Origin of the sequence: Corynebacterium sp. (genome assembly GCF_030532195.1) — a bacterium.
Classification (GTDB): Bacteria; Actinomycetota; Actinomycetes; order Mycobacteriales; family Mycobacteriaceae; genus Corynebacterium.
The window spans coordinates 101,328-124,668 of the sequence record NZ_JAUNLP010000007.1; the positions used below are offsets into that span (position 1 = coordinate 101,328).

The 23,341-nt window shown below is 58.7% G+C and carries 21 protein-coding genes and 1 pseudogene; 10 read left to right on the forward strand and 12 right to left on the reverse strand.

The window, feature by feature from the left end; translation table 11 throughout:
* Window positions 1-205: 205 nt before the first annotated feature.
* The 5 genes and pseudogenes from Q4E11_RS08705 to Q4E11_RS08725 all read right to left on the reverse strand — a co-directional run bounded on the left by Q4E11_RS08705 (window position 206) and on the right by Q4E11_RS08725 (window position 5,002).
* The gene (locus Q4E11_RS08705) at window positions 206-1,144 is read right to left on the reverse strand and encodes an amino acid ABC transporter permease (protein ID WP_303165238.1); all 939 of its coding nucleotides are present in this window, start codon (window positions 1,142-1,144) and stop codon (window positions 206-208) included.
* A complete protein-coding gene (locus Q4E11_RS08710) occupies window positions 1,144-1,830 on the reverse strand; it encodes an amino acid ABC transporter permease (RefSeq protein ID WP_303165239.1) in 687 nt (228 codons plus the stop codon). The genes Q4E11_RS08705 and Q4E11_RS08710 overlap by 1 nt, the downstream gene beginning before the upstream one ends.
* An 18-nt stretch (window positions 1,831-1,848) precedes the next feature.
* The gene (locus tag Q4E11_RS08715) at window positions 1,849-2,817 is read right to left on the reverse strand and encodes a glutamate ABC transporter substrate-binding protein (RefSeq protein ID WP_303165240.1); all 969 of its coding nucleotides are present in this window, start codon (window positions 2,815-2,817) and stop codon (window positions 1,849-1,851) included.
* A 15-nt stretch (window positions 2,818-2,832) separates the two neighbouring features.
* Window positions 2,833-3,561 carry an amino acid ABC transporter ATP-binding protein gene (locus tag Q4E11_RS08720; protein ID WP_303165287.1) on the reverse strand — a complete coding sequence of 243 codons (729 nt, stop codon included), beginning with the start codon at window positions 3,559-3,561 and terminating at the stop codon, window positions 2,833-2,835.
* 148 nt (window positions 3,562-3,709) lie between these two features.
* Window positions 3,710-5,002 (reverse strand): annotated as a pseudogene (locus tag Q4E11_RS08725) (MFS transporter).
* Between the two features lie 283 nt (window positions 5,003-5,285).
* Between Q4E11_RS08725 and Q4E11_RS08730 the strand changes: the two are divergent.
* From Q4E11_RS08730 to Q4E11_RS08750, 5 genes are all read left to right on the forward strand, one after another.
* A complete protein-coding gene (locus Q4E11_RS08730; RefSeq protein WP_303165241.1) occupies window positions 5,286-5,735 on the forward strand; it encodes a MarR family winged helix-turn-helix transcriptional regulator in 450 nt (149 codons plus the stop codon).
* 34 nt (window positions 5,736-5,769) lie between these two features.
* Window positions 5,770-7,200 carry an adenylosuccinate lyase gene (purB, locus tag Q4E11_RS08735; RefSeq protein WP_303165242.1) on the forward strand — a complete coding sequence of 477 codons (1,431 nt, stop codon included), beginning with the start codon at window positions 5,770-5,772 and terminating at the stop codon, window positions 7,198-7,200.
* A gap of 207 nt (window positions 7,201-7,407) precedes the next feature.
* The gene (locus Q4E11_RS08740; RefSeq protein ID WP_303165243.1) at window positions 7,408-8,286 is read left to right on the forward strand and encodes an alpha/beta fold hydrolase; all 879 of its coding nucleotides are present in this window, start codon (window positions 7,408-7,410) and stop codon (window positions 8,284-8,286) included.
* A 139-nt stretch (window positions 8,287-8,425) separates the two neighbouring features.
* Window positions 8,426-10,450: a VWA domain-containing protein gene (locus Q4E11_RS08745; RefSeq protein WP_303165244.1), complete on the forward strand. Its 2,025-nt coding sequence runs from the start codon at window positions 8,426-8,428 to the stop codon at window positions 10,448-10,450.
* Window positions 10,451-10,467: 17 nt separating this feature from the next.
* Entirely contained in the window at window positions 10,468-10,890 is a 423-nt protein-coding gene (locus Q4E11_RS08750; RefSeq protein WP_303165245.1) for a VOC family protein, read from the forward strand.
* 3 nt (window positions 10,891-10,893) lie between these two features.
* Here the strand turns inward: Q4E11_RS08750 and Q4E11_RS08755 are convergent, their stop codons facing one another.
* The 6 genes from Q4E11_RS08755 to Q4E11_RS08780 all read right to left on the reverse strand — a co-directional run bounded on the left by Q4E11_RS08755 (window position 10,894) and on the right by Q4E11_RS08780 (window position 16,754).
* On the reverse strand, window positions 10,894-11,610 hold the full coding sequence (locus Q4E11_RS08755; protein ID WP_303165247.1) for a hypothetical protein: 717 nt from the start codon (window positions 11,608-11,610) through the stop codon (window positions 10,894-10,896).
* Between the two features lie 25 nt (window positions 11,611-11,635).
* A complete protein-coding gene (locus tag Q4E11_RS08760; RefSeq protein ID WP_303165248.1) occupies window positions 11,636-12,229 on the reverse strand; it encodes an NADPH-dependent FMN reductase in 594 nt (197 codons plus the stop codon).
* Window positions 12,230-12,711: 482 nt separating this feature from the next.
* Entirely contained in the window at window positions 12,712-12,852 is a 141-nt protein-coding gene (locus Q4E11_RS08765) for a hypothetical protein (RefSeq protein ID WP_303165249.1), read from the reverse strand.
* A gap of 197 nt (window positions 12,853-13,049) precedes the next feature.
* Window positions 13,050-13,970 carry a MaoC/PaaZ C-terminal domain-containing protein gene (locus Q4E11_RS08770; protein WP_303165251.1) on the reverse strand — a complete coding sequence of 307 codons (921 nt, stop codon included), beginning with the start codon at window positions 13,968-13,970 and terminating at the stop codon, window positions 13,050-13,052.
* 54 nt (window positions 13,971-14,024) lie between these two features.
* A complete protein-coding gene (locus Q4E11_RS08775; RefSeq protein WP_303165252.1) occupies window positions 14,025-15,383 on the reverse strand; it encodes a 3-oxoacyl-ACP reductase in 1,359 nt (452 codons plus the stop codon).
* A gap of 48 nt (window positions 15,384-15,431) precedes the next feature.
* Window positions 15,432-16,754: an acetyl-CoA C-acetyltransferase gene (locus Q4E11_RS08780; RefSeq protein WP_303165253.1), complete on the reverse strand. Its 1,323-nt coding sequence runs from the start codon at window positions 16,752-16,754 to the stop codon at window positions 15,432-15,434.
* Window positions 16,755-17,050: 296 nt separating this feature from the next.
* On the opposite strand from Q4E11_RS08780, the gene Q4E11_RS08785 reads away from it, so the two are divergent.
* From Q4E11_RS08785 to Q4E11_RS08805, 5 genes are all read left to right on the forward strand, one after another.
* Window positions 17,051-17,944 carry a phosphoribosylaminoimidazolesuccinocarboxamide synthase gene (locus tag Q4E11_RS08785; RefSeq protein ID WP_303165254.1) on the forward strand — a complete coding sequence of 298 codons (894 nt, stop codon included), beginning with the start codon at window positions 17,051-17,053 and terminating at the stop codon, window positions 17,942-17,944.
* A 50-nt stretch (window positions 17,945-17,994) separates the two neighbouring features.
* Window positions 17,995-20,163, forward strand: a complete 2,169-nt coding sequence (locus Q4E11_RS08790; RefSeq protein ID WP_303165288.1) for a S9 family peptidase — start codon at window positions 17,995-17,997, stop codon at window positions 20,161-20,163.
* A gap of 8 nt (window positions 20,164-20,171) precedes the next feature.
* A complete protein-coding gene (bluB, locus tag Q4E11_RS08795) occupies window positions 20,172-20,837 on the forward strand; it encodes a 5,6-dimethylbenzimidazole synthase (protein ID WP_303165289.1) in 666 nt (221 codons plus the stop codon).
* 86 nt (window positions 20,838-20,923) lie between these two features.
* On the forward strand, window positions 20,924-21,733 hold the full coding sequence (locus tag Q4E11_RS08800; RefSeq protein WP_303165255.1) for a polysaccharide deacetylase family protein: 810 nt from the start codon (window positions 20,924-20,926) through the stop codon (window positions 21,731-21,733).
* Window positions 21,734-21,773: 40 nt separating this feature from the next.
* Complete coding sequence (locus Q4E11_RS08805; RefSeq protein ID WP_303165256.1) at window positions 21,774-22,265, forward strand: glutathione peroxidase; 492 nt, start codon at window positions 21,774-21,776, stop codon at window positions 22,263-22,265.
* A gap of 27 nt (window positions 22,266-22,292) precedes the next feature.
* Here the strand turns inward: Q4E11_RS08805 and Q4E11_RS08810 are convergent, their stop codons facing one another.
* Entirely contained in the window at window positions 22,293-23,228 is a 936-nt protein-coding gene (locus Q4E11_RS08810; RefSeq protein ID WP_303165258.1) for a hypothetical protein, read from the reverse strand.
* Window positions 23,229-23,341 lie beyond the last annotated feature (113 nt).

Consider the following 23,341-nt stretch of genomic DNA (forward strand, 5'->3'; position numbering starts at 1 on the left):
GGAGGCAATATTGGCATTACTGAGCTAGTGCTGCTGATTATTGTTTCGGCACTCGCCGCAGGCGGAGTCACGTGGACGGTCGGAAACCGTCACCACAAGTAAACAAATAGAAAACGCTGCCCAGGGAAAACCATAAGCAGTTTCCCTGGGCGGCGTCGCTGTACCCGTCGTAAAGCGGTTGTCGGCGCGGTGCCGAAACTGAGTTTTACTCGTAGGTACCGCGCAGATCCTTGTAGTCCTCATCGTGCCAGTCCACGTTGGCCTGGTCCTTGGTGGTGACACCGACGTCAGGCTGTTGTGGGACCTTTGCAATGATGTTGCGGCGGGCGCGACCGGCGCGGAGCTGGCGCTCAATGCGCTCGGCAAGATTGGCCAGGCCGAAGTTGATGGCGATGAGGATGATGGCGACGACGATGAGCGATGGGATCATGGCGCCGTAGTACTCGCCAAGCTGGCGACCGGAACGGACGACCTCGACGTAGCCAATCATGTAGCCCAGTGCGGAGTCCTTCAAAGCGATGACCATCTGCGAGATAATCGCCGGCAGCATAGCGGCGACAGCCTGTGGCAGCAGAATTGTGACCATCGTCTGGCGGTGGGAGAGACCCAGCGCAATTGCGGCTTCGCGCTGGCCCTTTGGCAGCGATTCAATGCCGGCGCGCAGCGTCTCAGCGATTACGGAGCCGTTGTACATGGTTAGACCGAACACGACGGCGGCAAAACCGAGGTAGTTCGACGGGAATAGCTGCCAGATGGCGAACACCGAGTAGGCGAACAGCATCAGCACCAGCACCGGGATAGCGCGGAAGAACTCGACAATCACCGAGCAAATCCAGCGCACCGGTGCGATGGGGTTCAGCCTGCCCACACCCAGGAGAGCGCCAATCAGCAGTGCCAGAATAATTGACACTGCGGCAGCGACAATGGTGCTGAGCAGGCCCGGCAGAATGTAGGTTGTCCACGTGGTGGACTCGAGGAAGAAGGACCACTTATTGGCCTCGAACTGGCCCTTATCGGCCAGCTTCCACCCCACCCACGCAAGAATTGCAACTGCGATGGCAGCCACAATCCATGTCAGGGTTTGGTTGAAACGACGTGCCTTTGGGCCGGGCGCATCGTAGAGAACTGTTGCACGAGTAGCCATTAGCGCTTCACCGCCCAACGCTTACCAGCCCAGCCGAAGAACAGGCCGGTCGGCAGGGTAAGAATGATGAATCCGACGGCGATAATGCCGAAGATCACCAGGATGTCGCTGGCGTAGTTCTCGGTCATGGTCTTCATCAGCAGCGAGGCTTCAGCAACGCCAATCACTGAGGCAATGGTGGTGTTTTTCGTCAGCGCAATCAGGGTGTTGCCCAGCGGCACGATCGCGCCGCGGAAAGCCTGCGGGAAGATGATGTGGCGGAAGCTCTGCCCGAAGCTAAGTCCCAGCGAACGCGCGGCCTCAGCCTGGCCAAACGGCACAGTGTTGATGCCGGCACGCAGTGACTCGGCGACAAAGCACGAGGTGTAGGCGACAAACGCCAGCACCGCCAGACGGAAGTTCTGCTTCACAATGAAGGAGTCATTCTCCGCAGCTAGCAGCAGTCCCAGGTTGTAGTAGAGACCCATCGAGGCCAAAAGCACAATGAGCGTCAGCGGGGTGTTGCGGACGATGTTGATGTACCAGGCCGACAGGGTACGCAGGATTCCTACGGGGCTCACGCGCATGGCAGTGAGCAAAATGCCGAAGAGTAGGGAACCGATTGCAGAAGCGACTGTCAACTTAATGGTCACCCAGAAAGCCGGCAATAGTTGCGGGCCCATTTCTGCCCAGAGTTCGGGATTCATAATGCGTTGACCTCCTTCCTATTTCTTCTCGACGAACGACAGGTCACCGATATTCGGCTTGTCGCCGAGTTCAAACTTGTCGCCCAGGTGCTTTTCGACGATCTTTTCAAACTCCCCGGAGTCATAGAGCTCCTCCAGGGCCTCATTGATTGCCTCACGGCTGGCATCGTCGCCCTTGGGAAGACCGATGCCGTAGTACTCATTAGTCCAGTACGAACCATCTGGATTGCGCAGTTCAACCACGCGGAAGTCATCGCCAAAGCGTTCCTTGTAGCGCTGTGCAAAGCCCGCGAGAATGGTTGCGTCAGTGGTCAACGCATCGACCACACCCTGCTTGACACCTTCCGCGCAGGCGGCGTAGGTATCGAACTCCTGCAACTGCACCTCAGGTAGTGCTTCCTTAACCTTTTGCGCTGGAGTGGAACCGGAAACAGAGCAAAGCCGAGTGCCCGGGGCGACGTCGTCAAGCCCCTCGATGCCCATGGAACCGCGGACCAACAGCGCCTGGTGCGTGACCAGGTACGGGCCGGCGAAGTCGACGGCTGCGAGGCGACCGGAGTTGATGGAGTAGGTCGCGGCGATCATGTTGACCTCGCCATTGTTGATCAGCGTCTCACGCTGGGCGGACGGGGTTTCACGCCACTCCATCTCAGGTACATCCCAACCGTTCTTATCGGCGATGTACTTGATGACGTAGCGGGAGACGTCGTTGTCGACACCCACGAACTCGCGGTCCGGAGTGCGCTCACCGAGACCCGGCTGATCGAATTTGGTGCCGAGAGTGACGTGACCTGCCTGAATATCTGCCAGCAGGTTTCGTGGTCCGCTGCTACCGCAGGCGGCGAGGCTCACCGTCGTGGCAACGGCGATGACAGCAGCCGTCACGCGTTTGCCGATGCGACCGCTGCGGCTGCTGCGGTCGGTGCGACCGCTATAGCCACAGTGAGCCCCTTTAAGGCGGGCCCCTTTAAACAGTGAAAACTTCATGGTGTCACGCCCCGCCTAGTGCCCGACGATCTTCGCCAGGAAGTCCTTGGCGCGATCACTCTGCGGGTTGGTGAAGAAGGTCTCTGGGGCAGTGTCTTCGATGATGGCACCGTCGGCCATAAACAGGATGCGGTCAGCCACGCGGCGGGCGAAGCTCATCTCGTGGGTGACACAGACCATGGTCATGCCGCCCTTGGCCAGGTCGGTCATGACATCGAGGACCTCATTAATCATTTCCGGGTCGAGCGCCGAGGTCGGCTCGTCGAAAAGCATGACCTTCGGATCCATAGCCAGGGCGCGTGCAATCGCGACGCGCTGCTGCTGACCGCCGGAGAGCTGTGCCGGGTACTTATCGGCCTGTGCAGCGATGCCGACGCGGTCGAGCAACTTCTCCGCGCGCTCGCGAGCCTCGGCCTTGGGTAGCTTGCGAACCTTGACGGGAGCCAGCGTGACATTGTCCCGAATGGTCATGTGGCTAAACAGATTAAACTGCTGGAAGACCATGCCCACCTCAGCGCGCAGGCGAGTGAGTTCCTTGCCCTCTTCCGGCAGCAGCTTGCCGTTAATACGAATTTCACCGCTATCGATGGTTTCGAGGCGGTTAATAGTGCGGCACAGAGTGGACTTACCCGAGCCGGATGGGCCCAGAATGACAACGACCTGGCCGGCTGGGATTTCCAGATTGATATCCCGCAGGGCGTGGTAATCGCCGAAGTATTTATTCACCCCGGCGATTGAAATCATGCTCTGTGGTTCAGAAGATTCAGACATGAACGAAATTATAGGTGACGCGGGACACATAGTACTTATCGGTGTTTGCCACGCTACATATCCAGGGGCAATTTCAGAGATTATTGCCGAGGTGAAGGTGTCCCACTAATCTGAATCGAATTTAGCTCTTCATTTCCACATGGTGACGGCGGGCAACCGGCTTGTTGCCGTGGACGAACCAGTAGAAAACAGCCGACAGAACCACAACAACGGCAAGGCCCGCGTACATCTTGTCGAAGCCCATCGTGGAGGCAATCGAGCCCAGCACAATGGGGCCAAGGCCGATACCTGCGTCGACAAGCAGCAGCAGCGTCGAGATCCCGGTGCCGAGCTTGTGTGCTGGTGCAAGGTGTACGGAAATGGTCTGGCAGGCCGGCATTAGCGTGCCGTAGCCGAGACCGCACAGCGCGCCGGCGGCAATCACGTGCCAGTCCGCGGTGGCGACGGCAAGGACAAGCAGCGAGATGGTGAAGCACACCAGGCCGATGGCGATCACCGGATTATCCCCACGGCGATCCTGCAGACGACCCAGGAAGAAACGTGCCGCCATCATGGCGACGGCTTAGGCGATGAAGAAGAAGCTAGCGCCCTTGGTTAGACCATTGAGCTGCGAGTAGCGGTTCAAAAACGTAATCACGCCCGCATATGCCAGGCCCACCAGCAGCATAAACAGGCCAATCGGCACGACGTTCGGGGTCACGATGTCACTGATGGAAAACGCGCGCTTGGTCTCGCTTGACGACGAGTCCTCGGTCGCCTTTTCTTCAAGTTCTTCCTGCACAGGCTTGGTGGACTGCGGCAGAACCAGTGCCAGCACCAGGCCGACAATTGACAGGCCCAGCGAGGTGCCAAAGAGAATGCCGTATCCAACAGAGCCAATCAGTGCCAGGCCGAGTGCAGGACCAATCGCTGTGGCCAGCGTAGTGCCCAGGGAAATGTAGCCGGTGCCTTCGGCGCGGCGGGAGGATGGAATGGCCTTTTGTGCCGTCGCCATCACGGCGGTGGAGGCGAAGGCGTAGGTCAGGCCGTGAATGACGCGGACTGCAATGAGCATTGGCAGGGAAGCGGACCACATGTATGCGGCGCAGGCAGCGGCAATGACCGCCAGTGAGCCGAGCATAATCTTGCGACCACCGAAGGTGTCGACCAAGTAACCAGAAAACAGGCGAGCGACAGTGGCGCCGACGACAAAGGAGCTGGCGGCAAAGCCACCGGCGGCATCCGAAGCGGAAAAGCGCTCGACTGCATAGAGCGCCATGACCGTGATGAGCAGGTAGAACACCAGGTACATGCTGAAGTTAATCAGCCAGCTGAGGATAAAGGCGCCAGAAAACAGCTTGTCCTGCTTGGGGGCTGCGCCAGAGTTTTCCGCCTTCGTGGAGGATTTCTTCTTTGTCGTTGTTTCTGTTGTCATGCTGAAGTTATGAACTCGCTCTCGATTGGATCGTAGGTCGGGTCTTCGCGGAAGAAAGTCCTGAAAAATCGACTTCCTAGAAATTTGTATCATGCAAAAAGGCTGATAGGGGTCGAATCGTAGCAAATCGTTTGTATTGTGCAAAAGATAGCCGCCAAGCCCCACCCAGACGGTGACGAGATAGAATTAACAGTCAACGGTTGACAACGGTTTCAACTGCAGCATCAAAACAGAACTCGCCTACAGAACTCGCTAGACAAGCTAAAAAGGATTGACTCGCACCGTGCGCAAAGATGATTTAGCAGCGCTCGTATTTGAAAACATGCTTCTCTCCAGGGTCAGCTCGAGCGGATATCGCCCGCATCGCCAAGACATCATCCTGGATCGCTCGGCTGCTGCACTTCTCGCACGACTTGAATCACAGCCGGACATGACTGTCGCTGAGCTTTCCGATGCGCTGGGCCTTGATATCTCCACGGTGCACCGCCAATTGGCCGCCGCCATGCGGCAGGGGTTGATTGCGAGGGAGTCCGCGCCGTCGTCAAGCGCGAAAGTGCATCATGCGACGGAGCAGGGACTTCAGCTGCTGTACCGGGAGATCGAAGCGCGCGTGGGCACAGTCGATGAGATTACGCAGTCCTGGCCTGATGAAGAGCTGGCGGAGTTCGTGCGATTGATGCGCAAGTTCAATGAGGGCGTGGAAGAAATGCGTGGTCAACCATGGCCTAGGTAACCGTGTCCGCGAAGGTCATGGAATACTTGAAGGCGTGGCTGAGAAAAAGAAGATCGCAAACGTCCTTGCAAACCGATACGCCTCTGCAACTCTGGCTGAGTTGTGGAGCCCCGAGTACAAGATCATCCTCGAGCGCAAGCTGTGGATTGCCGTCTTGAAGGCTCAGGTTGCCCGCGGAATTGAGGTTCCGGAAGGCACGATTGAGGCCTACGAAAAGGTCGTCGACCAGGTTGACCTCGACTCCATCGCCGCTCGTGAGCGCATTACCCGCCACGATGTGAAGGCCCGCATTGAAGAGTTCTGCGCCCTGGCTGGCACTGAGCACATTCACAAGGGCATGACCTCGCGTGACCTGACCGAAAACGTGGAGCAGCTGCAGATCCTGCAGTCGCTGAAGGTCGTGCGCGATAAGGCTGTCGCGGTTGCCGCTCGCACCGCTGAGAAGGCTGCGGAGTACCAGTCGCTGGTCATGGCTGGTCGTTCCCACAATGTTGCCGCGCAGGCAACCACTCTGGGCAAGCGTTTCGCTTCTGCTGCCGACGAAATGCTCTTGGGCATTGAGCGCGTGGAAGACCTCATTTCCCGCTACCCGCTGCGCGGCATCAAGGGCCCGATGGGCACCGCGCAGGACATGCTTGACCTCCTCGACGGCGACGAGGCCGCACTGGCATCGTTGGAAAAGGAAATCGCAGAAGGCCTCGGCTTCGACCGCGTCTTTGACTCTGTCGGCCAGGTCTACCCGCGCACCCTTGACTTCGACGCACTGTCTGCGTTGGTGGAGCTCGGTGCCGGTCCGGCTTCGCTGGCAACCACTATTCGCCTGATGGCCGGCAATGAGACCGTCACCGAGGGCTTCAAGGAAGGCCAGGTTGGTTCTTCCGCCATGCCGCACAAGATGAACGCTCGCTCCTGTGAGCGTGTCCACGGCTTCCAGGTCATTCTGCGCGGTTACATGACCATGATCTCCGAGTACGCCGGTACTCAGTGGAACGAGGGCGACGTCTCTTGCTCTGTCGTGCGCCGCGTCGCACTGCCGGATGCCTTCTTTGCCATGGACGGCATGTTTGAAACCTTCCTCACCGTCCTGTCCGAGTTCGGCGCATTCCCGGCCATGATTGACCGCGAGCTGGAGCGCTACCTGCCATTCCTGGCTTCCACCAAGATCCTCATGGCCGCTGTTCGCGCTGGTATGGGCCGCGAGGAAGCACACGAGATCATCAAGGAGCACGCCGTTGCCACCGCGCTGGACATGCGCGAAAAGGGCGCGGAGCAGAATCTCACCGAGCGTCTCGCCGCCGACGACCGCTTCCCGCTGGACGCCGCAGGGCTTGCCGACGCCCTTGCCAACCGCCACGCCTTCATCGGTGCCGCGGAATCCCAGGTGGACCGCGTTGTTGCGCGAGTCCAGGCCGTCGTGGATAAGTACCCAGAGGCCGCAGCCTACAAGCCGGGCGAGATTCTGTAACTTCTCGCACCTGGAAACTTCTCGCACTCATTAAAAACCCTGTCGCGGATGCGGCAGGGTTTTCTCAGCTTGTTGGTGAAAGTGCCCGTGAGCAGCCAGATTAGTCGGTACGATGAGCATTAGGTATCGAAACCTCTTACGCGAAAGGTGCGCGACGTGAATTCGGCTGTTAGGACTTCGCTTTCTCGACCAGGAGCAACGTTAAACGTGCTGCGCTGGGCCCCGGAAAATGACAAGGGCGCACCTGTCACGCCAAAGGGCGTGGTTCAGATTGTTCACGGGATGGCCGAATACGCCAACCGCTACGCGCACTTTGCGGAGTACCTGGTCTCTCAGGGCTACGCCGTTGTTGCGCATGACCACCGTGGCCACGGATTGACGAAGACCGACGCGGGCATTCAGGGTTTCTTCGCAGACTACGGCGGCTGGAACCTTATTCTCGAGGACCTGCATGCGGTTCGTCAGCTCGTCGATAGGGAATTCGCCGGCAGCAGGCACTTCATGCTGGGCCATTCCATGGGGTCACTTCTAACCCGCAATTACATTGCCAAGTATGGCGAGGGGCTGGCAGGTGCCATCATTATGGGTACCGTGCCGGGGCCGGGTGCTAAGGGGGATGCGGGGCTGAAGATTGCACAGTTGCTGGCCAAGTTCCGTCCCACCGCGCCGGGCAAGCTGCTCAACACGTTGAGCTTCGCCGATTTCAACAAGGGCTTTGAACACCGCACAAACTTTGATTGGCTCTCTCGGGACCATAAGGTCGTCGATGCCTATATCGCCGACGACAAGTGTGGTTTTGTTCCCACCAATGCCTTTTTCCGCGACCTTCTCGTCGGCACGCACTACGTCAACACACCTGAAGCGTATGAGAAAGCGCCGGATGAGCTGCCACTTTTCGTGGTCTCCGGTGCGGTTGATCCGGCGGGTGGTACTGCCTGTGTGGCCGAGGTTGTGGGCAAGTACCTGAACGCGGGCAAGACGGATGTGCGTTTCAAGGTCTACCCGGATGCGCGGCATGAGATTCTCAATGAGCTGAATAAGGATGAGGTCTACGCCGATATTGCCGCGTGGCTCGAAGCACACTGAGCGGCAGGATTAGCGCATCTGCGCTAAGGGTATTGGGTGAAGCGCTGATTGCAGTGCTAAGTGGTTTCTGCGCTTCCACTGCGGCCATACTTTTGTCATGTTAAGTTCCTTTTAAGCTGGATGAAAAGGAACCGACCACATGAATTTCAGAAGAGAATTGTCCGCGGTCGTGCTCACCATCTCCATGCTGCTGACTCTCGCATGCTCATTTGTGGGACTCACCGCAGGGCGTGCGCAGGCGCAGGAGGCTGCGAGCACAATCCCGCCAACCATGGTGATCTTGGACGCGTCAGGGTCGATGCTTGCCGACGATGCGGGTGGCCAAACCCGTATGGATGCAGCGAAGGCCGCTACGAGTAAGTTCGCTGGCACTGTGGCAGAGGAGTCCTCGGTGGGACTCATGGCCTACGGCACCGAGGTTGGAAATTCTCCGGAGGAGCGAGAGGCTGGTTGCCAAGACATCACCACGTTGCTCCCTGTCGGTGCCGGGAATGCGGGGAAGATTCCCGGTGAAGTAGACAAGGTGCAGGCCTCCGGTCATACCCCAATGGGCCCGGCGCTGCGTCAGGCTGCCGAAGAGCTGCCGAAGGAAGGTCCGCGCTCAATCGTGCTGGTCTCCGACGGTGAGGACACATGTGCACCACCGCCGGTGTGCGAGGTGGCCAAGGAACTCAAGCAACAGGGCATTGACCTGGTTATCAACACTGTTGGTTTCCTGGTGGACCCAGCAGCGCGCGCCGAACTGCAGTGCATCGCAGAAGCCGGAGGTGGCCAGTACCTGGATGCCCAGGATTCCGATTCGCTGGCAGATTCCATGAAGACACTGGCTACTCGCACTGCGCGCACGGCACAAACCAGTGCGGCAGAAATCCAAGGCGGCGACTCACCGACAAGCGCCACGCAGGTGCCTGCCGACGTGGAAACGTTCTCGACCAAGTTGCGCGAAAAGGTACCGGAAGATCAGCGCAGCATCAACAACCTCGAAGGAGACGGCGCCGAGTATTTCTCAGTTCCGTATGCCGCAGGTGAACGGGTCACCGTCAGTGCCGCAACAGTGCCGGGTGCCACATCCGGATCGACCCTGATGGACGCCGATGTGGGCAATTTCAGTCTGGAAATTCACTTGGACGATGCCAATTGCTTCCTCACCAATGATTTCGGCAACGGCATTCTCGACGCCAACGGTCCCTTCTTCGCATCGATTACAACCAAGCAGGCCAAGGGCAACTGCAAACCAGGTGAGCTGGTGTTCTCAGTAACGCGCGAAGGCGGCCCCTTTAAGGGCAAAGAAATCCCGACAGACGTAACGATCAAGCGCTTTGCGCAGGAAGACCTGGAAGGTGTGCCGGAGGCTTTCTCATCTGATGACAAAAGCCTGGACACTCCACCAGCCACGCCGAAGCCGGAGGATGCCAAGAAGGTAACCCCAGGTACGTGGTTCGATGATGCCACGGAGCTCTCCGCCGACGGCATCGACAGTGTCACGGCAGACATCGTTCCTGGTGAGACGCATGTTTACAAGATCAAATCCGATTATGGGCAGCAGCTCCGTGGCGCGGTCAAACTCCTCGACGTGCCAGAGGACTTGGAGTTGGGCAATGTCTCTGGGCTGGATATCACGACGCTGAACTCGGCACGCCAAGTCGCAGGTGAGGATGAAAACCGGTCGGTAAACGAGCATTTGATTGGAGAGGAGACAACTTTCGGCAACGCAGCCCGCATTAATTACCGAAACCTCGCCACTGAGGATGACGATCTCCCAGACGATTACAATGCCCGAAAAGCCTGGCTCGATGGTGAGCAGTACATCGTTGTGTTCTTCAATGACAGCTGGGGAGCTGGTGAATCTCGGGATGTCTCCGAGGACCAAAACGTGCCGATTACCTACCAGCTCACCACCGAGTTGGCAGGGGAGAAGATTCCTGGGCCAGCCTTTGGCCAAGTCACGCACAGGACACCGAGCGAAAAGTCCTCCACAAGTGCCCAGGAAAAACCCGCGAACCAGGCAGACAAGACCGACGATGCCAAGGACGCTGAAACCAACCAGGCCAGCGATATCGGCTCCTTCTTTGAGGACATCAACATGCTGTGGCTGTCCATCGGAGCAATATTTCTAGCGGTGATTGTGGGCGTGATTATCGCGGTGAGCCGTCAGTCTCGCTAGCGTTTAAGATTGATGGCATGGCAACAGAATTCTTCCCATACATATCTTTTCCCGGTAATGGACGCGAAGCGCTGACGTATTACCAGTCCATCTTCGGCGGGGAACTGCATCTTCAGGATTACCCTGAAGTCGCGGACGGCCAGCCCAATCCCTTTCCGTTTACGCCGCCGAAGGACGCGCTGGCGCACGGCCTTCTCGATGCCGGTTGGCTGCGCATCACAGGCGGCGATGGCATCGGCGAACAATTGCCTGGGCTGGACAACGAGGTCTACTCGTTCATGATTCAGTGCAGCAGTGTCGCTGAAGCTGAAGACTTGATTAACAAGTTCCTCGCCGCCGGTGCCACGCAGGCGATGCCATTTGCTAAAGCACCGTGGGGTTCGCATTACGGCCAGGTCAAGGATCCGTTCGGCGTGCTGTGGGCGTTTAACGCCGAGTAGACGCTACAACGTCCAGTACACGCCGAATCGGTCGGGCTGAGGCTTGACGACGGCCCCAGCGCCCTCAGCTACCTCAGCGTCGGTGAGGCCCAGCGCTTCGCGGGCACTGTCCAGCTCCTGATCAGAATCGGCAGCTAGATGCATGGCGACACCATCACCGAAGGTGAACTTGTGCATGCCAGGAGAATCCAGAGTCATGAAGTTACCTGCTCCGAACAGGGTGTTGTACACCTCGGTTGCGGCCTGTGCCTGCGGCTCATCGCCGGTCCACATGAAGTAGGGGATAACGCTGGGGCCAGTGGCCTTATCACCAGCGGCCTTGTCGCCTGCGCCGCCATCGGCGCTGCCGCCAAGCGACGGGTCAATCATCATCTGCCAATTGACACCATTGCCGTCGGCCATCCAGCCAAACAGCGGTGAGAAGTCGTAGCCAGTCAGTGGCATGAGTGCACCACCGTTACCGATGGCATCGTCACCGCCCATCAGGTGCTCCCACAGGCTGCGCAGCTGATTTTCCTGGCCCGGGGCAAACCGCACCATGAAGGACACTGCCGGAGTCAGCTGACGTTCCGCATCCTCAATGAGCTCGAAGTCCATGCCACCGATGTTGAGTTCGGTGGAGTTGGACTTGATTGTGGAGTTGAAAGCAACGGCGTAAAACCGCGCAGCGGCGCGGGGATCGTCGTTAAGCGCAATTACGGACGAGATAGAAAGCGTCATGTCGATTAAGCCTAATGTCGGGAACTTAACCTCGCAGAGGGCGCAGCGTGCGGTCCCATTCAGCGAGGTCGTTGAGGGCGTTGGTGGCGGATTGGTTTTCGATGTCGGTGGCGTGGAAGCCGGCCTCATCGATGCGCTGGAAGTGGAACGGAATGGTCACGGCATTGGGCGTGATCTTCATACCCAACGCGCCAAGCACTGATTGCAGGTGCTCGGCGGCGCGAATACCTGCGGAAATGCCGCCATAACTGACGATGCTCGCGGGCTTGTTGCCCCACTCGACGGATAGATAGTCGATGGCATTTTTCAGCGATGCCGGGATGGAGTGGTTGTACTCGGCAGTCATAAAAATAAACGCATCCTGGGCGGCAACCTGCTGTGACCAGGCCTTGGTGTGGTCATGCTCGTAGCGCTGCAGGCGAGGGTGATGGGGTTCGTCGAAAAGCGGCAGATTGATTTCAGCAAGATCGAGGACGGTGACGTCGAAGCGGCCATCGTTTTCCAGGTGCGTGAGTAGCCACTGGCTGATAGGTGCGCTGAGGCGGCCTGGGCGGGTCGTGCCGACGATGAGGCCGAGGCGAATCTTGTCCTGCTGATCATCCAGCTGAGTGCTGCTCATGTAATTAGTCCTTTATTTCCATATCAGTTGAGTTCGTAGAGTATTACAACGCAAGATTGATGACGTGTCAATCAATGGTGTAAAGTCCAAGCTCATTAGGACTGACTGGTGCGATGAGTTGCGGGCTTTCGACGTCATCTCAAAGACAAGCGTTCCCCGCGACCGGTAACTTTGCTCTCACGGCCAGCTCCGACGGATTTATCAACGGCCGAATTTTTCCGTTGCGGGCCGCGGAAATCGTCGGCGCGTTCATAGTGATGCTCACGAACGCATTGACACCCGACGCTGACGCGCTTGACGACGTCACCATGGAGACAATCCCGATTGCGAAATTTGCACACCTCTAATGCGTGTGGCCAATTACGGGCGGATTCGGAATGCTCGTGACTAACATTTAATAGACATGCACAAGGGCCGGTTGAAAACTTTTCAACCGGTCCTTGTTTCTACAGGTAATGCGAAGTGCACAAATACTGTGCGCCTTATGCATCCTTCTTGCGCTCGAGTTCAATCAATTCGGTCAATGCGGCAATCACCTTGTCAGCTTTTCCGTCCAGTTCACCAAGGAGATTTTCAATTTCAGTGAGCTTGTTCAGCTGGAGAGTCTCAACATCCATATCCATTTGAAATCTGACCCTTTCCGTGCAGAATGCCGATACCTTGTCGGCACTCTTATTATAACTCGCAATAACTGTGTATGGCAGAGGCAATTTGCGCTGGAACGAAAAAGACCGCGTCACCTCTGACGCGGTCTTTTAATTGACAGCTTTTAGCTACCTGAAAAGGCGTAATAAAAGCGTATTTGCTACTTCATCGTGTCTTACTTCAATGGACGTACGGTGCCGTTGAAGTGCGGGCGCTTCTTCTTGCGATCCCAGGCGACGATGTCAATGGCACCTGGAGTATCAGCGCCGCGAGTCAGTGCGACATTGATGGTGGTCGGCAGTACAACTGGGGCGCCGAAAGAGATCTTGAACTCGTAGGGCTGACCCGGTAGCAAATCCGACTCTGCCAGAGCGCGGGAAGCGGTGTACATGCCGTGCGCGATGGCAGACGGCATTCCCAGAGCTTTAGCGGAAACCGAGGTGATGTGGATTGGGTTCCAGTCACCCGAAACCTTCGCCCACTTGCGGCCGGTGTTACCAGCCAGCTTCCACTGAGCAGTTGGGAACGGAACCTTGAACGGCTCGCGCTTGATGGTCTCAGCGCCGGACTTGATGGCCTCACGCTTAGCCTGGACTTCTTCGAAGCCCTCAGCTTCCTTCAGTCGGACACCCTTTGCAAGGTAAACCGATTCTTCCTCGACCAGGGTGGCGCCGGACTCGGACGAGGTCACGGTCGAAGCGAGCACAACTTCAGTACCCGAGCGGTGTGCGCGGAAAGCCGCGGCCTTAACCGTGATGTCGACCTTTCCGCCGAGAGTGATGGGGGAGAGCTCGCGGTACGTGTTCTCGGTGTGAACCAAGCCCATCATTGGCAGCGGAAAGTCATCCGCGGCCATCAGTTCCATCTGAATAGGCATAATCAGCGCGTGGATGTGGCCGAAGAAGGCGTACTCGGACTTCGCGGCGCCGACTACATCACGGAAATCCTGGTCGCGGTCAGCGTCAACGGTCACACCACGGACTGCCAGCTCATCGACCTTGATGTCAATCGAGGTCGGGCGCTTTTTGGCCGAACCTGCGGCTGCCTTGGCGTAGAGCGGAAGCAGATTGGGAATGGCATCCAGGGTCTTAGCCATATGTTTTCCTCTTTCCTCCTTGTCGGAATTCCTGGTGCAAAGCGTTAGCTCTGCTTAGGCACCGACGATGTTCTGGCCACAGACGCGCAGGACGTGTCCGTTGACGCCGAGAGCGCGGTCGGAAACCAGGAAGGCAATGGCCTGAGCAACGTCGCCTGGCTGACCACCCTGCTGCAGAGAGTTGACGCGGCGAGCAACCTGACGGTTCATGAACGGAATAGCAGCGGTCATGTCGGTCTCGATGAAGCCCGGAGCCACAGCGTTGATGTTGCCACCGCGCTTTGCGAACTCCTCAGCGTAAGCCTCGACGACTGCGATAACGCCGGCCTTGGAAGTGGCGTAGTTGGTCTGTCCGCGGTTACCGGCAATACCGGAAGTCGATGCCATGGTGGCAACTCGCGGAGCCTTCTGGAAAGCCTTGTGCTTGAGCAGTTGCTCGTTCATCTTCAGCTGGGACTCAATGTTGACGGCGATGACCGAACCCCACTTGGCGTCATCCATGTTGGCGAACATCTTATCGCGGGTGATACCGGCATTGTGGATGACGATGTCCAGGCGGCCATAGCGCTTGATTGCTGCATCGGCGATGTTGTTACCGGCGTCATCAGCTGTGATGTCCTGCTGGAGGGCCAGGCCACCGAGCTCGTTGGCGACCTTGGACAGTGCCTCGCCAGCCTGCGGAACGTCGATGACGATGACCTCTGCGCCGTCAGCCTTGAGCTGGCGCGCAATAGCAGCACCGATGCCGCGAGCCGAACCGGTGACAGCGGCAACCTTGCCAGCCAGTGGCTTGTCCCAGTCCGCCGGAATTTCACCAGCGTCGGAAGTGACGCGCAGGAATTGGCCGTCGATGAATGCGGAACGGCCCGAGAGGAAGAAGTGCAGGGATGAGATGACCGACGGAGCGGTGACGGAAACACCCGGAGCAACCAGGACTCCGTTGGCGGTGGAGCCACCGCGGACTTCGTGGCCGAGGGAGCGGATTAGGCCTTCGACGCCACCGGCAACGGCGTTTTCAGCAATTTCAGCTGCGGATGCGTTGTGGTGGGAGTCCTTCGCACGGGAGATGGAAATGATACGACCGGTCTTGTCCAGCTGGCGCATGTGCTTAGCGGCAGCCATAACCGGACCCTGCAGCTCGGCAGGACGCTTAGCCTCGGTGAGAACCAGGATGATAGCGCCGATTTTGTCATCGGCAGCGCTGCCACGACGAACCTGCAGGCCCCACTCGGTGAGCTGGTCTGCGATGGCGTCGGCGTCGGCACCTTCACCGGTGACGAGGACCTTGTCATTGTTCAGCAGCGGAGCGCCCGGCTTGTAGCGGCGCAGGTACGGCGGCTGTGGCAGGCCGGCTGCCTTAGCCAGCCCAGTGAGCGGACCACCGTTGACGAGTTCCTGGTACTTATCGGTCATAGGGAAAATCTCCTTGTAAGTAAATGTGTCTTTTTCGGTGATGCGCTACTAGACGCGTGCCTCGAGCACTGCGACGACGCCCTGGCCGCCTGCAGCACAGACGGAAATCAGGCCGCGAGTGGTCTTGCCGGTTTCGTTGGCCTTCTCTCGCAGCATCTTGGCCAGCGTTGCGGTGATGCGACCGCCGGTTGCGGCGAATGGGTGACCGGCAGCAAGGGAAGATCCCTTGACGTTGAGCTTCTCGCGCGGGACGGAGCCCAGCGGGCCCTCCAGGCCCAGCTTGGTGCGGCAGAACTCGTCGTCCTCCCAAGCCTTCAGGGTGGACAGGACGGTACCGGCGAATGCCTCGTGGATTTCGAAGAAATCGAAGTCGTCGAAGGTCCAACCGTTGCGGGCTAGCAGGCGCGGGGTGGCGTATGCAGGAGCCATCAGCAGGCCCTCCTCGCCGTGGACAAAGTCAACAGCGGCTGCCTCGGAATCGACAACGTCGGCAAGCACTGGCAGACCACGCTCTTTGGCCCATTCCGGCGTGGAGATCAGGACTGCGGAGGCGCCGTCGGTAAGCGGGGTGGAGTTGCCAGCGGTCATGGTCGGCTCGGCTTCGAGGCCACGGCCGAAGACCGGCTTGAGCTTCGCCAGCTTCTCCGGGGTGGAGTCCGGGCGCATGTTGGTGTCGCGGGTAACGCCCTTGTACGGGGTGACCAGGTCGGAGAAGAAGCCCTCGTCGTACGCGCGAGCCATGTTCTGGTGCGATGCGGCGGCCAGCTGGTCCTGTTCCTCGCGGGTAACGCCCCACTTAGCGGTGGTGATGGCCTGGTGCTCACCCATGGACAGGCCGGTGCGCGGCTCGCCGGTCGACGGTGCGTCCGGAGCCAGGTCAGCCGGGCGGACCTTCAGGAAGACCTTGGCCATGTCGAGCGTGGACTTCTGGCGAGTAGCTTCCAGCAGAATCTTGCGCAGGCGGTCATTGACGGCAATCGGCGCGTCCGAGGTGGTGTCAACGCCACCGGCGATGGCAGAGTCAATCTGGCCGAGCTTAATCATGTTGGACACGGAGTTGAGGGCCTCCATGCCGGTGGCGCATGCCATCTGGATGTCGAAGGCCGGGGTGTCCGGAGCCAGTGCGGAGCCGAGGACGGATTCACGGGTGAGGTTAAAGTCACGGGAGTGCTTCAGCACGGCACCAGCGGAGACTGCGCCGAGACGCTCGCCAGCGATACCGAAGCGGGCTACAAGGCCGTCGATAGCGGCGGTCAGCATGTCCTGGTTCGACTCATTGGAGTATTCCTTATTAGAACGAGCGAACGGAATTCGGTTACCGCCGACGACGACTGCGCGGCGCAGAGAGTTCTTGTTGGCCTGAGCTGCCATGTGATTGTTCCCTTCAAAGTTCTTGAAGTGTGACGTGAATTACTAAATTTAGACAATACTGGTAGCGCTGTTTTCTGTCACGTTTTTAAAAATATTTTCGTGCAGATAGTTATTCGCTGGGGTGGAAGGCGGGTGGACAATCACATTCACCCGCCGAGGAGTGTGTCAACGGCCACTCAAAAAGATATAAATTTTGCTGCTTTACGACGTATTTTGCGCCTATCCCCACTAGTTGGGGTGGTAGCCGGTGGTGTCAATAGAGTGCTAACGCCCGCGGGGGTTTAGACTTTATCGCCATGCGACCTGAACTTTCCTCGTATACCCATCTTTCTGCGGGCAAGGTCCGGGAAATCTACGAGATTGATCCTGAGACTCTGCTCCTGGTGGTCAGTGACCGTATTTCGGCCTACGACTACATTCTGGATACCCCGATTCCTGACAAGGGTCGGGTGCTCACCGCAATGAGTGTTTTCTTCTTCGACGAGATTGACTTCCCGAACCATCTGGCTGGTCCGGCTGACGACGAGCGCATTCCGGAAGAGTGCCTCGGCCGTGCGCTGGTCTGCAAGAAGCTAGATATGCTGCCGTTCGAGTGCGTCGCACGTGGTTACCTGACCGGTTCCGGCCTGGCTGAGTACAAGGCCACCGGTAAGGTCTGCGGTATCGAACTGCCGGAGGGCCTGGTTGAGGGCTCGAAGCTGCCGGAGCCGATTTTCACCCCGGCAACCAAGGCTGAGCTCGGCGACCACGATGAGAATGTCACTTTCGAAGCAGTCGTCGAATCGCTGGGGCAGAAGCGCGCAGAAGAGCTGCGCGATGCCACCCTGAAGATTTACAGCGAAGCTGCCGAACTGGCTGCTGAGCGTGGCATCATCCTGGCCGACACCAAGTTCGAGTTCGGCCTCGATGCCGACGGCAACCTGGTTCTGGCCGATGAGGTTCTCACTCCGGATTCCTCGCGCTACTGGCCGGCGGACTCCTACCAGGAGGGCTCGGTCAACCCGAGCTTTGACAAGCAGTACGTCCGCAACTGGCTGACCTCCTCCAAGTCCGGTTGGAAGAAGGACGAGGGCACCCCACCGCCGGCACTGCCAGGTAGTGTTGTGGAAGCAACTCGAGAGCGGTACGTGGAGGCCTATGAGCGCCTGTCTGGCCGCCGTTTTTCTGACTGGATTGGAGAACCTGCGTGAGTGAAGTGACCTCGTCCCCGGCATCCGTCGGCAAGCCTGCAGTGAAGGATTTGCCCGCGCCCAGTGCGAAACGGAAGCCGGTGACTCGGTCCTTCCACGGAAGGGACTTCACAGATGACTTTGAGTGGCTTCGCGACAAGGAAAACCCTGAGGTCATCGAATATCTAGAGGCTGAAAATGCCTACACGGAGGCATTTACCTCCGACCTCGACGACACCACTGAGGCCATCTTCGAGGAAATTAAGTCGCGTGTGCAGGAAACCGACATGTCGGTTCCCACACGTCTGGGTGGCTGGTGGTACTACTCGCGCACGCAGGAGGGTAAGTCCTACGGGATGAGCTGTCGCCTGCGCGCCGAGCCGGGCGATGGCCTGGACGCATGGACTCCGCCGAGCATCTCCGATGACTCCCCGGCACCGGGAGAACAGGTCATCCTGGATGCCAATGAGCTGGCCGAAGGCCACGACTTCTTCGCGCTCGGCGCGGCCAGCGTCTCCAAGGACGGTAACTACCTGGCCTACTCCACCGACACCACGGGCGATGAGCGCTACACGCTGCGCGTTAAGGATTTACGCACCGGCGAGCTGCTTGACGACGAGCTCGTGGGCATCGCCGCAGGTGCTACTTGGATTGGTTCGGAGTGGATTTTCTATCAGAAGGTCGATGAGGCCTGGCGCCCGGACTCGGTGTGGCGCCACCGTGTCGGTACTTCCGCCGATGAGGATGTCTGTGTCTTCCGTGAGCCCGATGAGTCCTACTGGGTGGGCGTTGGTTCGACTCGCAGTGAGAAGTACCTAGTCATCGAGGCATCTTCGAAGATTACTTCGGAGGTTTGGTACCTCGATACCACCGATCCGACAGGTGAATTCACTTGCGTACGTCCGCGCGAGACCGGCGTTGAATACGATGTCGACCACGCAGTTATCGCAGGCCAGGACATGTGGATGATTACCCACAATATGACCGGATCGAACTTTGCGCTGGCCATGGTGCCGGTCGGTTCCTTCGATAGCGTCGATGACTTAACTGAACTGGTGCCACACCGCGACGATGTCCGTGTGGAGGGCGTGGACTGCTTCGCTGGCCACATCGCCTTTGGCTACCGACGTGGTGGCATTGGTCGTGTGGCGCTGGCCGTGCTCGACCAGAATGATGCTGCAGGCGCTGCCGCAAATGATGCAAATGGTTCAGTACCTGCCTCGGCAGTGAACTTCACCGAGATGGAGTTCGACGAGGAGCTCTACTCCGCTGGCACCACCGGCAATGCCGAGTGGGACACTCCAGTGCTGCGCTACGGCTACGGTTCCTTCACCACGCCGTCGCAGCTCTGGCAGCTCGACATTGCGTCGGGCAAGAGGGTGCTGCTCAAGGAGCAGAAGATTCGCGGGGAGTTTGACCGCGGTGATTACGTCGCTAAGCGTGAATGGGTGACGGCGGTTGACGGCGCGCAGATTCCGGTGTCCATCATTCATCGCGCGGACCTGGATCTGAGCACGCCGAATCCGACGTTGCTCTACGGCTACGGTTCCTATGAGGCATCGATGGATCCGGGCTTTTCCATTGCGCGTTTGTCACTGCTGGATCGCGGCATGATTTTCGTCATCGCGCACGTGCGTGGCGGCGGCGAGATGGGCCGTGGCTGGTGGCAAAACGGCCGTGCGACCACGAAGAAGAATACGTTTACGGACTTCGTGGCTGTCGCTGATTACCTGCTTGATTCCGGGTGGACGACGCGCGAGCAGATGGTTGCTCTCGGCGGTTCGGCCGGCGGCATGCTGATGGGCGTTGTCGCAAACATCGCCGGTGATCGCTTCGCAGGTATCCAGGCGGTCGTCCCATTTGTGGACTGCCTGACCTCCATGCTCATGCCTGAGCTGCCGCTAACCGTCGTCGAATGGGATGAGTGGGGTGACCCCTACCACGACGCTGCGGTCTATGACTACATGGCATCCTACGCTCCGTATGAGAACATTTCGGCTGATGCGAAGTACCCGAAGATTCTGGCTATCACCAGCCTTAATGACACCCGCGTGCTCTACGTTGAACCGGCGAAGTGGATTGCCAAGCTGCGCGATGTCGTCGGCGGTGAGCCCGGTCAGTTCCTGCTGAAAACTGAGATGGCCGCAGGTCACGGCGGTGTTTCCGGACGTTACGAGCGCTGGCGCCAGACTGCCTTCGAGTACGCCTGGATCGCCCACACGGCAGGCGCGGTGAAGTAAGCGTGGACATCCGCTCTCTGCTCACCGCGCAGGGCATCGACGTCGAGTCGCTTAACGACGACACGTTGGCCGTCTACCACACCCTTTTTCGGCGGCGGGATGTCCGCCGTGAATTCGCCGGGGAAGTGGTGGATAAGCCGCGGTTGATGCGTGTTTTATCCGCAGCGCATGCGGCGCCCTCGGTCGGGCTGTCGCAGCCGTGGGACTTCCACATCATCCAAGATCCGGAACGCCTGCAGGAGTTTTCCGACCACGTTGCAGGCCGTCGTGATGAGTTCGCCGCCAAGCTGGAAGGCGAGCGGCGAGAGACCTTCAACCCGATTCGGATTGAAGGAATTGTGGACTCGGGCACCGGCATCGTGGTGACTTACGATCCCACTCGTGGCGGCAAGAACATCCTCGGCCGCGACACCATCGACGACACGGGTCTGATGTCCGTGGCATTGGCTATTCAAAACCTGTGGCTGGCTGCGACTGCGGAAGGTCTCGGCGTGGGCTGGGTCAGCTTTTACCTCGAGGATTTCCTGGCCGATTTCGTCGGCGTCGAGGCCCCCGTGCGGCCGGTGGCCTGGCTCTGCATCGGGCCCGTGACACACCTGGCAGCCGAGCGGGACCTGGAGAAATTTGGCTGGCGCAAGGGGCTGGCGCTCAATGACGTGGTGCATTGGGAATAGGCGAACACTAAGAATCACGTGAGTATTTCCGAAGCATTGAGGTAATTGTTACCGAAAATTTACGTACGCCTGTTTGTGTTAGACGCATGGCAGGCAGTGGGGTGCAGGAACAGATTCGGCCGAAGAACCAGGTTGTCCGTCCGGCAGGCAAGAAGCTGGTGAGCGTTGAGGACAAGAGCATTGGTTCTCCGCTTTTGGTATCGGTCTCCGGTTTGCGGGATGGCACATTGCTCGACGTTGCCCGTTTCGTCGCTGCGATGGAGCAGCGTGATATCACACCATCGCTGCTGGTAGCGCCTCACGCCGGAAAGAACTGGGCTCTGCGGGATGCGCCGGCTGTGCTGGATTGGCTTCGTCGTCGCAGTGATGATGGCATCGAGATTGTGCTTGCAGGGTTCGACCAATCAGTTCGAGGTCGTGTCGCGGAATTCGCGTCGTTAAGCGAGCACGAAGCGCGGCTACGCCTGACTGCAGCGACGCGTCAGATGCGGGCGATGGGGTTTGAGACGGACGTGTTTGCGCCACCGAAGTGGACCATGTCGCCGGAGACCATCAACGTGCTGCCGGAGCTGGGTTTCCGCATTGCCGCAGATCGCAACGGCGTGCATGACCTAGCTACAGGCGCGGTTGATCCGACTCGTGTGCTGGCTGTTGGTGAAGGCTTCGGTGGCGCGCGGTGGTGGCGTCGCGCGGTACGTTCCTCGGTGCAGCGTGCGCTGAGCAAGAATCGTGCGATTCGCATCTCGGTTAATGCGTCGAAACTGCGTGAACACAAGCTGCGCGAGGATGTCATGAGCATTATTGATGAGGCCATTGATCACGGTGCGCAGCCGGTCAATCATGCGGCGGTGCCGCTGGGCAGGGAGATTGTCGCCGGTATAGAGAAGGCTAGCTAGCAGGCCTACGCAGCGCGCGAAACTGACTTAGGCTGGTGTCATGAGTGAACTTTTTGACATCCGAGTGACCACCATCGACGGCAAAGAAACGACGCTGAAGGACTGGGAAGGCCACGTCCTGCTCATCGTCAACACCGCATCAGAGTGCGGTTTTACGGATCAGTACGACGGGCTGCAGGCGCTGTTCGACGAACTGGCACCCCGTGGCTTCTTCGTGCTCGGCTTCCCCTGCAACCAGTTTGGCGGCCAGGAGCCGGGCAGCGCAGAGGAGATTAAGGCTTTTTGCCAGCGTGAATTTGGTGTTACATTCCCGCTGTTTGAAAAGATTGAGGTCAATGGCGACAACGAACATCCACTGTACTCGCTGCTCAAGCAGACGCCGGATGCCGATGGCGAGGCCGGCGATGTGAAGTGGAACTTCGAGAAGTTCGTGATCAGCCCCGCAGGCAAGGTCGTCGGTCGGTTCCGCTCCAAAGTTGAGCCTGACGACGAAAACCTGCGCGACCTCATCGAGGACAACCTGCCAATTTAGCGGTTTGGCTTGAGGTTTCGAGCTGAGTTACTTCGCCTGTAGAGGCGAATTCTCAAACAGACCGGTGGCACCGTAGCCTACGATGCCACCCCGATTGCGCACCGTCATGCTGGCCAGGCCGACCTTGCCAAGTTCATCGCCACCGATGGTGACCCAATCGCCTTGCACGCCCACAACCATGTTGGCGTGGACGCCAAGTCCCGCGGGGTAGCGGTAGAAGATAATGTCACCAACCTGCGGAGAGAATTCCTCGTCAGTCATAAAGGCATCGTGATCTTGGTAGGCCTGCATCAGCTGCTCTACGTCCGTGACTAGCCACGGGTTAGCGGATGCGCTCGAAGCGGTGGAGCCAGCCTGCGTAGAATCAGACGCCTCATACAACGGCACACCCGCCGAGGCGAGCAGGAATGACAAGAATGGTGCAGTCCACGACCCAGAGCAGTCGACCTCATTACCGAAAGCATCGAGCTTCGGGTTGAGGCCCTCTGCGCTCTCGCCTGCGCGGTCATTGCCGCCGGTGGCTGAATCCCCCGTAATTCCCGCAACTCGATCAGCCGCAGCCGCAGCGAACTCCGCATTTTCCTCCGGATCCGCATCGGAGTCTGGGTTTGCCCCGACCTTCGGAATAGCCTTGCGGATTTCCTCCGAATCGGCGCCGCATGCCTGCCCGAAATAGATTTCAGGAGACGGCTGCTCCTCATACTGGTAGCGAGCAATGTCCTTCAACGCCTGCTGATAATGCGGGCGATCGCCCTCGGTGTGAGGAAAAGTGCCACCTCGCCAGGCCAACACGTTGACCGGGCCGAAAAGAGTAAACCAACCAGCGAAGATAAAGATTGCGGTCAGCAGCAGAATCGAGACTGGAGGCATGGCCTCACGGACGCGCTGCAGAAAGCTGGGAGAGGACGGGTTCTCGGTGCCGTCGTCAAGCGAAGGAGACTGCGCGGGTGAATCAGGGGACATAATTTAACAGGATAGCCGGGGTCTGGGTGCCTTCACTCACCTATGCGTTCGCAAACTGGGGATGCGTATGAGTAAATTGAGCGGATTTTGGCACGAAATGTTCATACCAACCC

Bases quoted from the DNA above. Each gene is read 5' to 3' on its own strand.
- Q4E11_RS08705 (WP_303165238.1), bottom strand. From the start codon at position 1,144: ATGGCTACTCGTGCAACAGTTCTCTACGATGCGCCCGGCCCAAAGGCA.
- Q4E11_RS08710 (WP_303165239.1), bottom strand. From the start codon at position 1,830: ATGAATCCCGAACTCTGGGCAGAAATGGGCCCGCAACTATTGCCGGCT.
- Q4E11_RS08715 (WP_303165240.1), bottom strand. From the start codon at position 2,817: ATGAAGTTTTCACTGTTTAAAGGGGCCCGCCTTAAAGGGGCTCACTGT.
- Q4E11_RS08720 (WP_303165287.1), bottom strand. From the start codon at position 3,561: ATGATTTCAATCGCCGGGGTGAATAAATACTTCGGCGATTACCACGCC.
- Q4E11_RS08745 (WP_303165244.1), top strand. From the start codon at position 8,426: ATGAATTTCAGAAGAGAATTGTCCGCGGTCGTGCTCACCATCTCCATG.
- Q4E11_RS08750 (WP_303165245.1), top strand. From the start codon at position 10,468: ATGGCAACAGAATTCTTCCCATACATATCTTTTCCCGGTAATGGACGC.
- Q4E11_RS08755 (WP_303165247.1), bottom strand. From the start codon at position 11,610: ATGACGCTTTCTATCTCGTCCGTAATTGCGCTTAACGACGATCCCCGC.
- Q4E11_RS08760 (WP_303165248.1), bottom strand. From the start codon at position 12,229: ATGAGCAGCACTCAGCTGGATGATCAGCAGGACAAGATTCGCCTCGGC.
- Q4E11_RS08765 (WP_303165249.1), bottom strand. From the start codon at position 12,852: ATGGATATGGATGTTGAGACTCTCCAGCTGAACAAGCTCACTGAAATT.
- Q4E11_RS08770 (WP_303165251.1), bottom strand. From the start codon at position 13,970: ATGGCTAAGACCCTGGATGCCATTCCCAATCTGCTTCCGCTCTACGCC.
- Q4E11_RS08775 (WP_303165252.1), bottom strand. From the start codon at position 15,383: ATGACCGATAAGTACCAGGAACTCGTCAACGGTGGTCCGCTCACTGGG.
- Q4E11_RS08780 (WP_303165253.1), bottom strand. From the start codon at position 16,754: ATGGCAGCTCAGGCCAACAAGAACTCTCTGCGCCGCGCAGTCGTCGTC.
- Q4E11_RS08785 (WP_303165254.1), top strand. From the start codon at position 17,051: ATGCGACCTGAACTTTCCTCGTATACCCATCTTTCTGCGGGCAAGGTC.
- Q4E11_RS08800 (WP_303165255.1), top strand. From the start codon at position 20,924: ATGGCAGGCAGTGGGGTGCAGGAACAGATTCGGCCGAAGAACCAGGTT.
- Q4E11_RS08805 (WP_303165256.1), top strand. From the start codon at position 21,774: ATGAGTGAACTTTTTGACATCCGAGTGACCACCATCGACGGCAAAGAA.
- Q4E11_RS08810 (WP_303165258.1), bottom strand. From the start codon at position 23,228: ATGTCCCCTGATTCACCCGCGCAGTCTCCTTCGCTTGACGACGGCACC.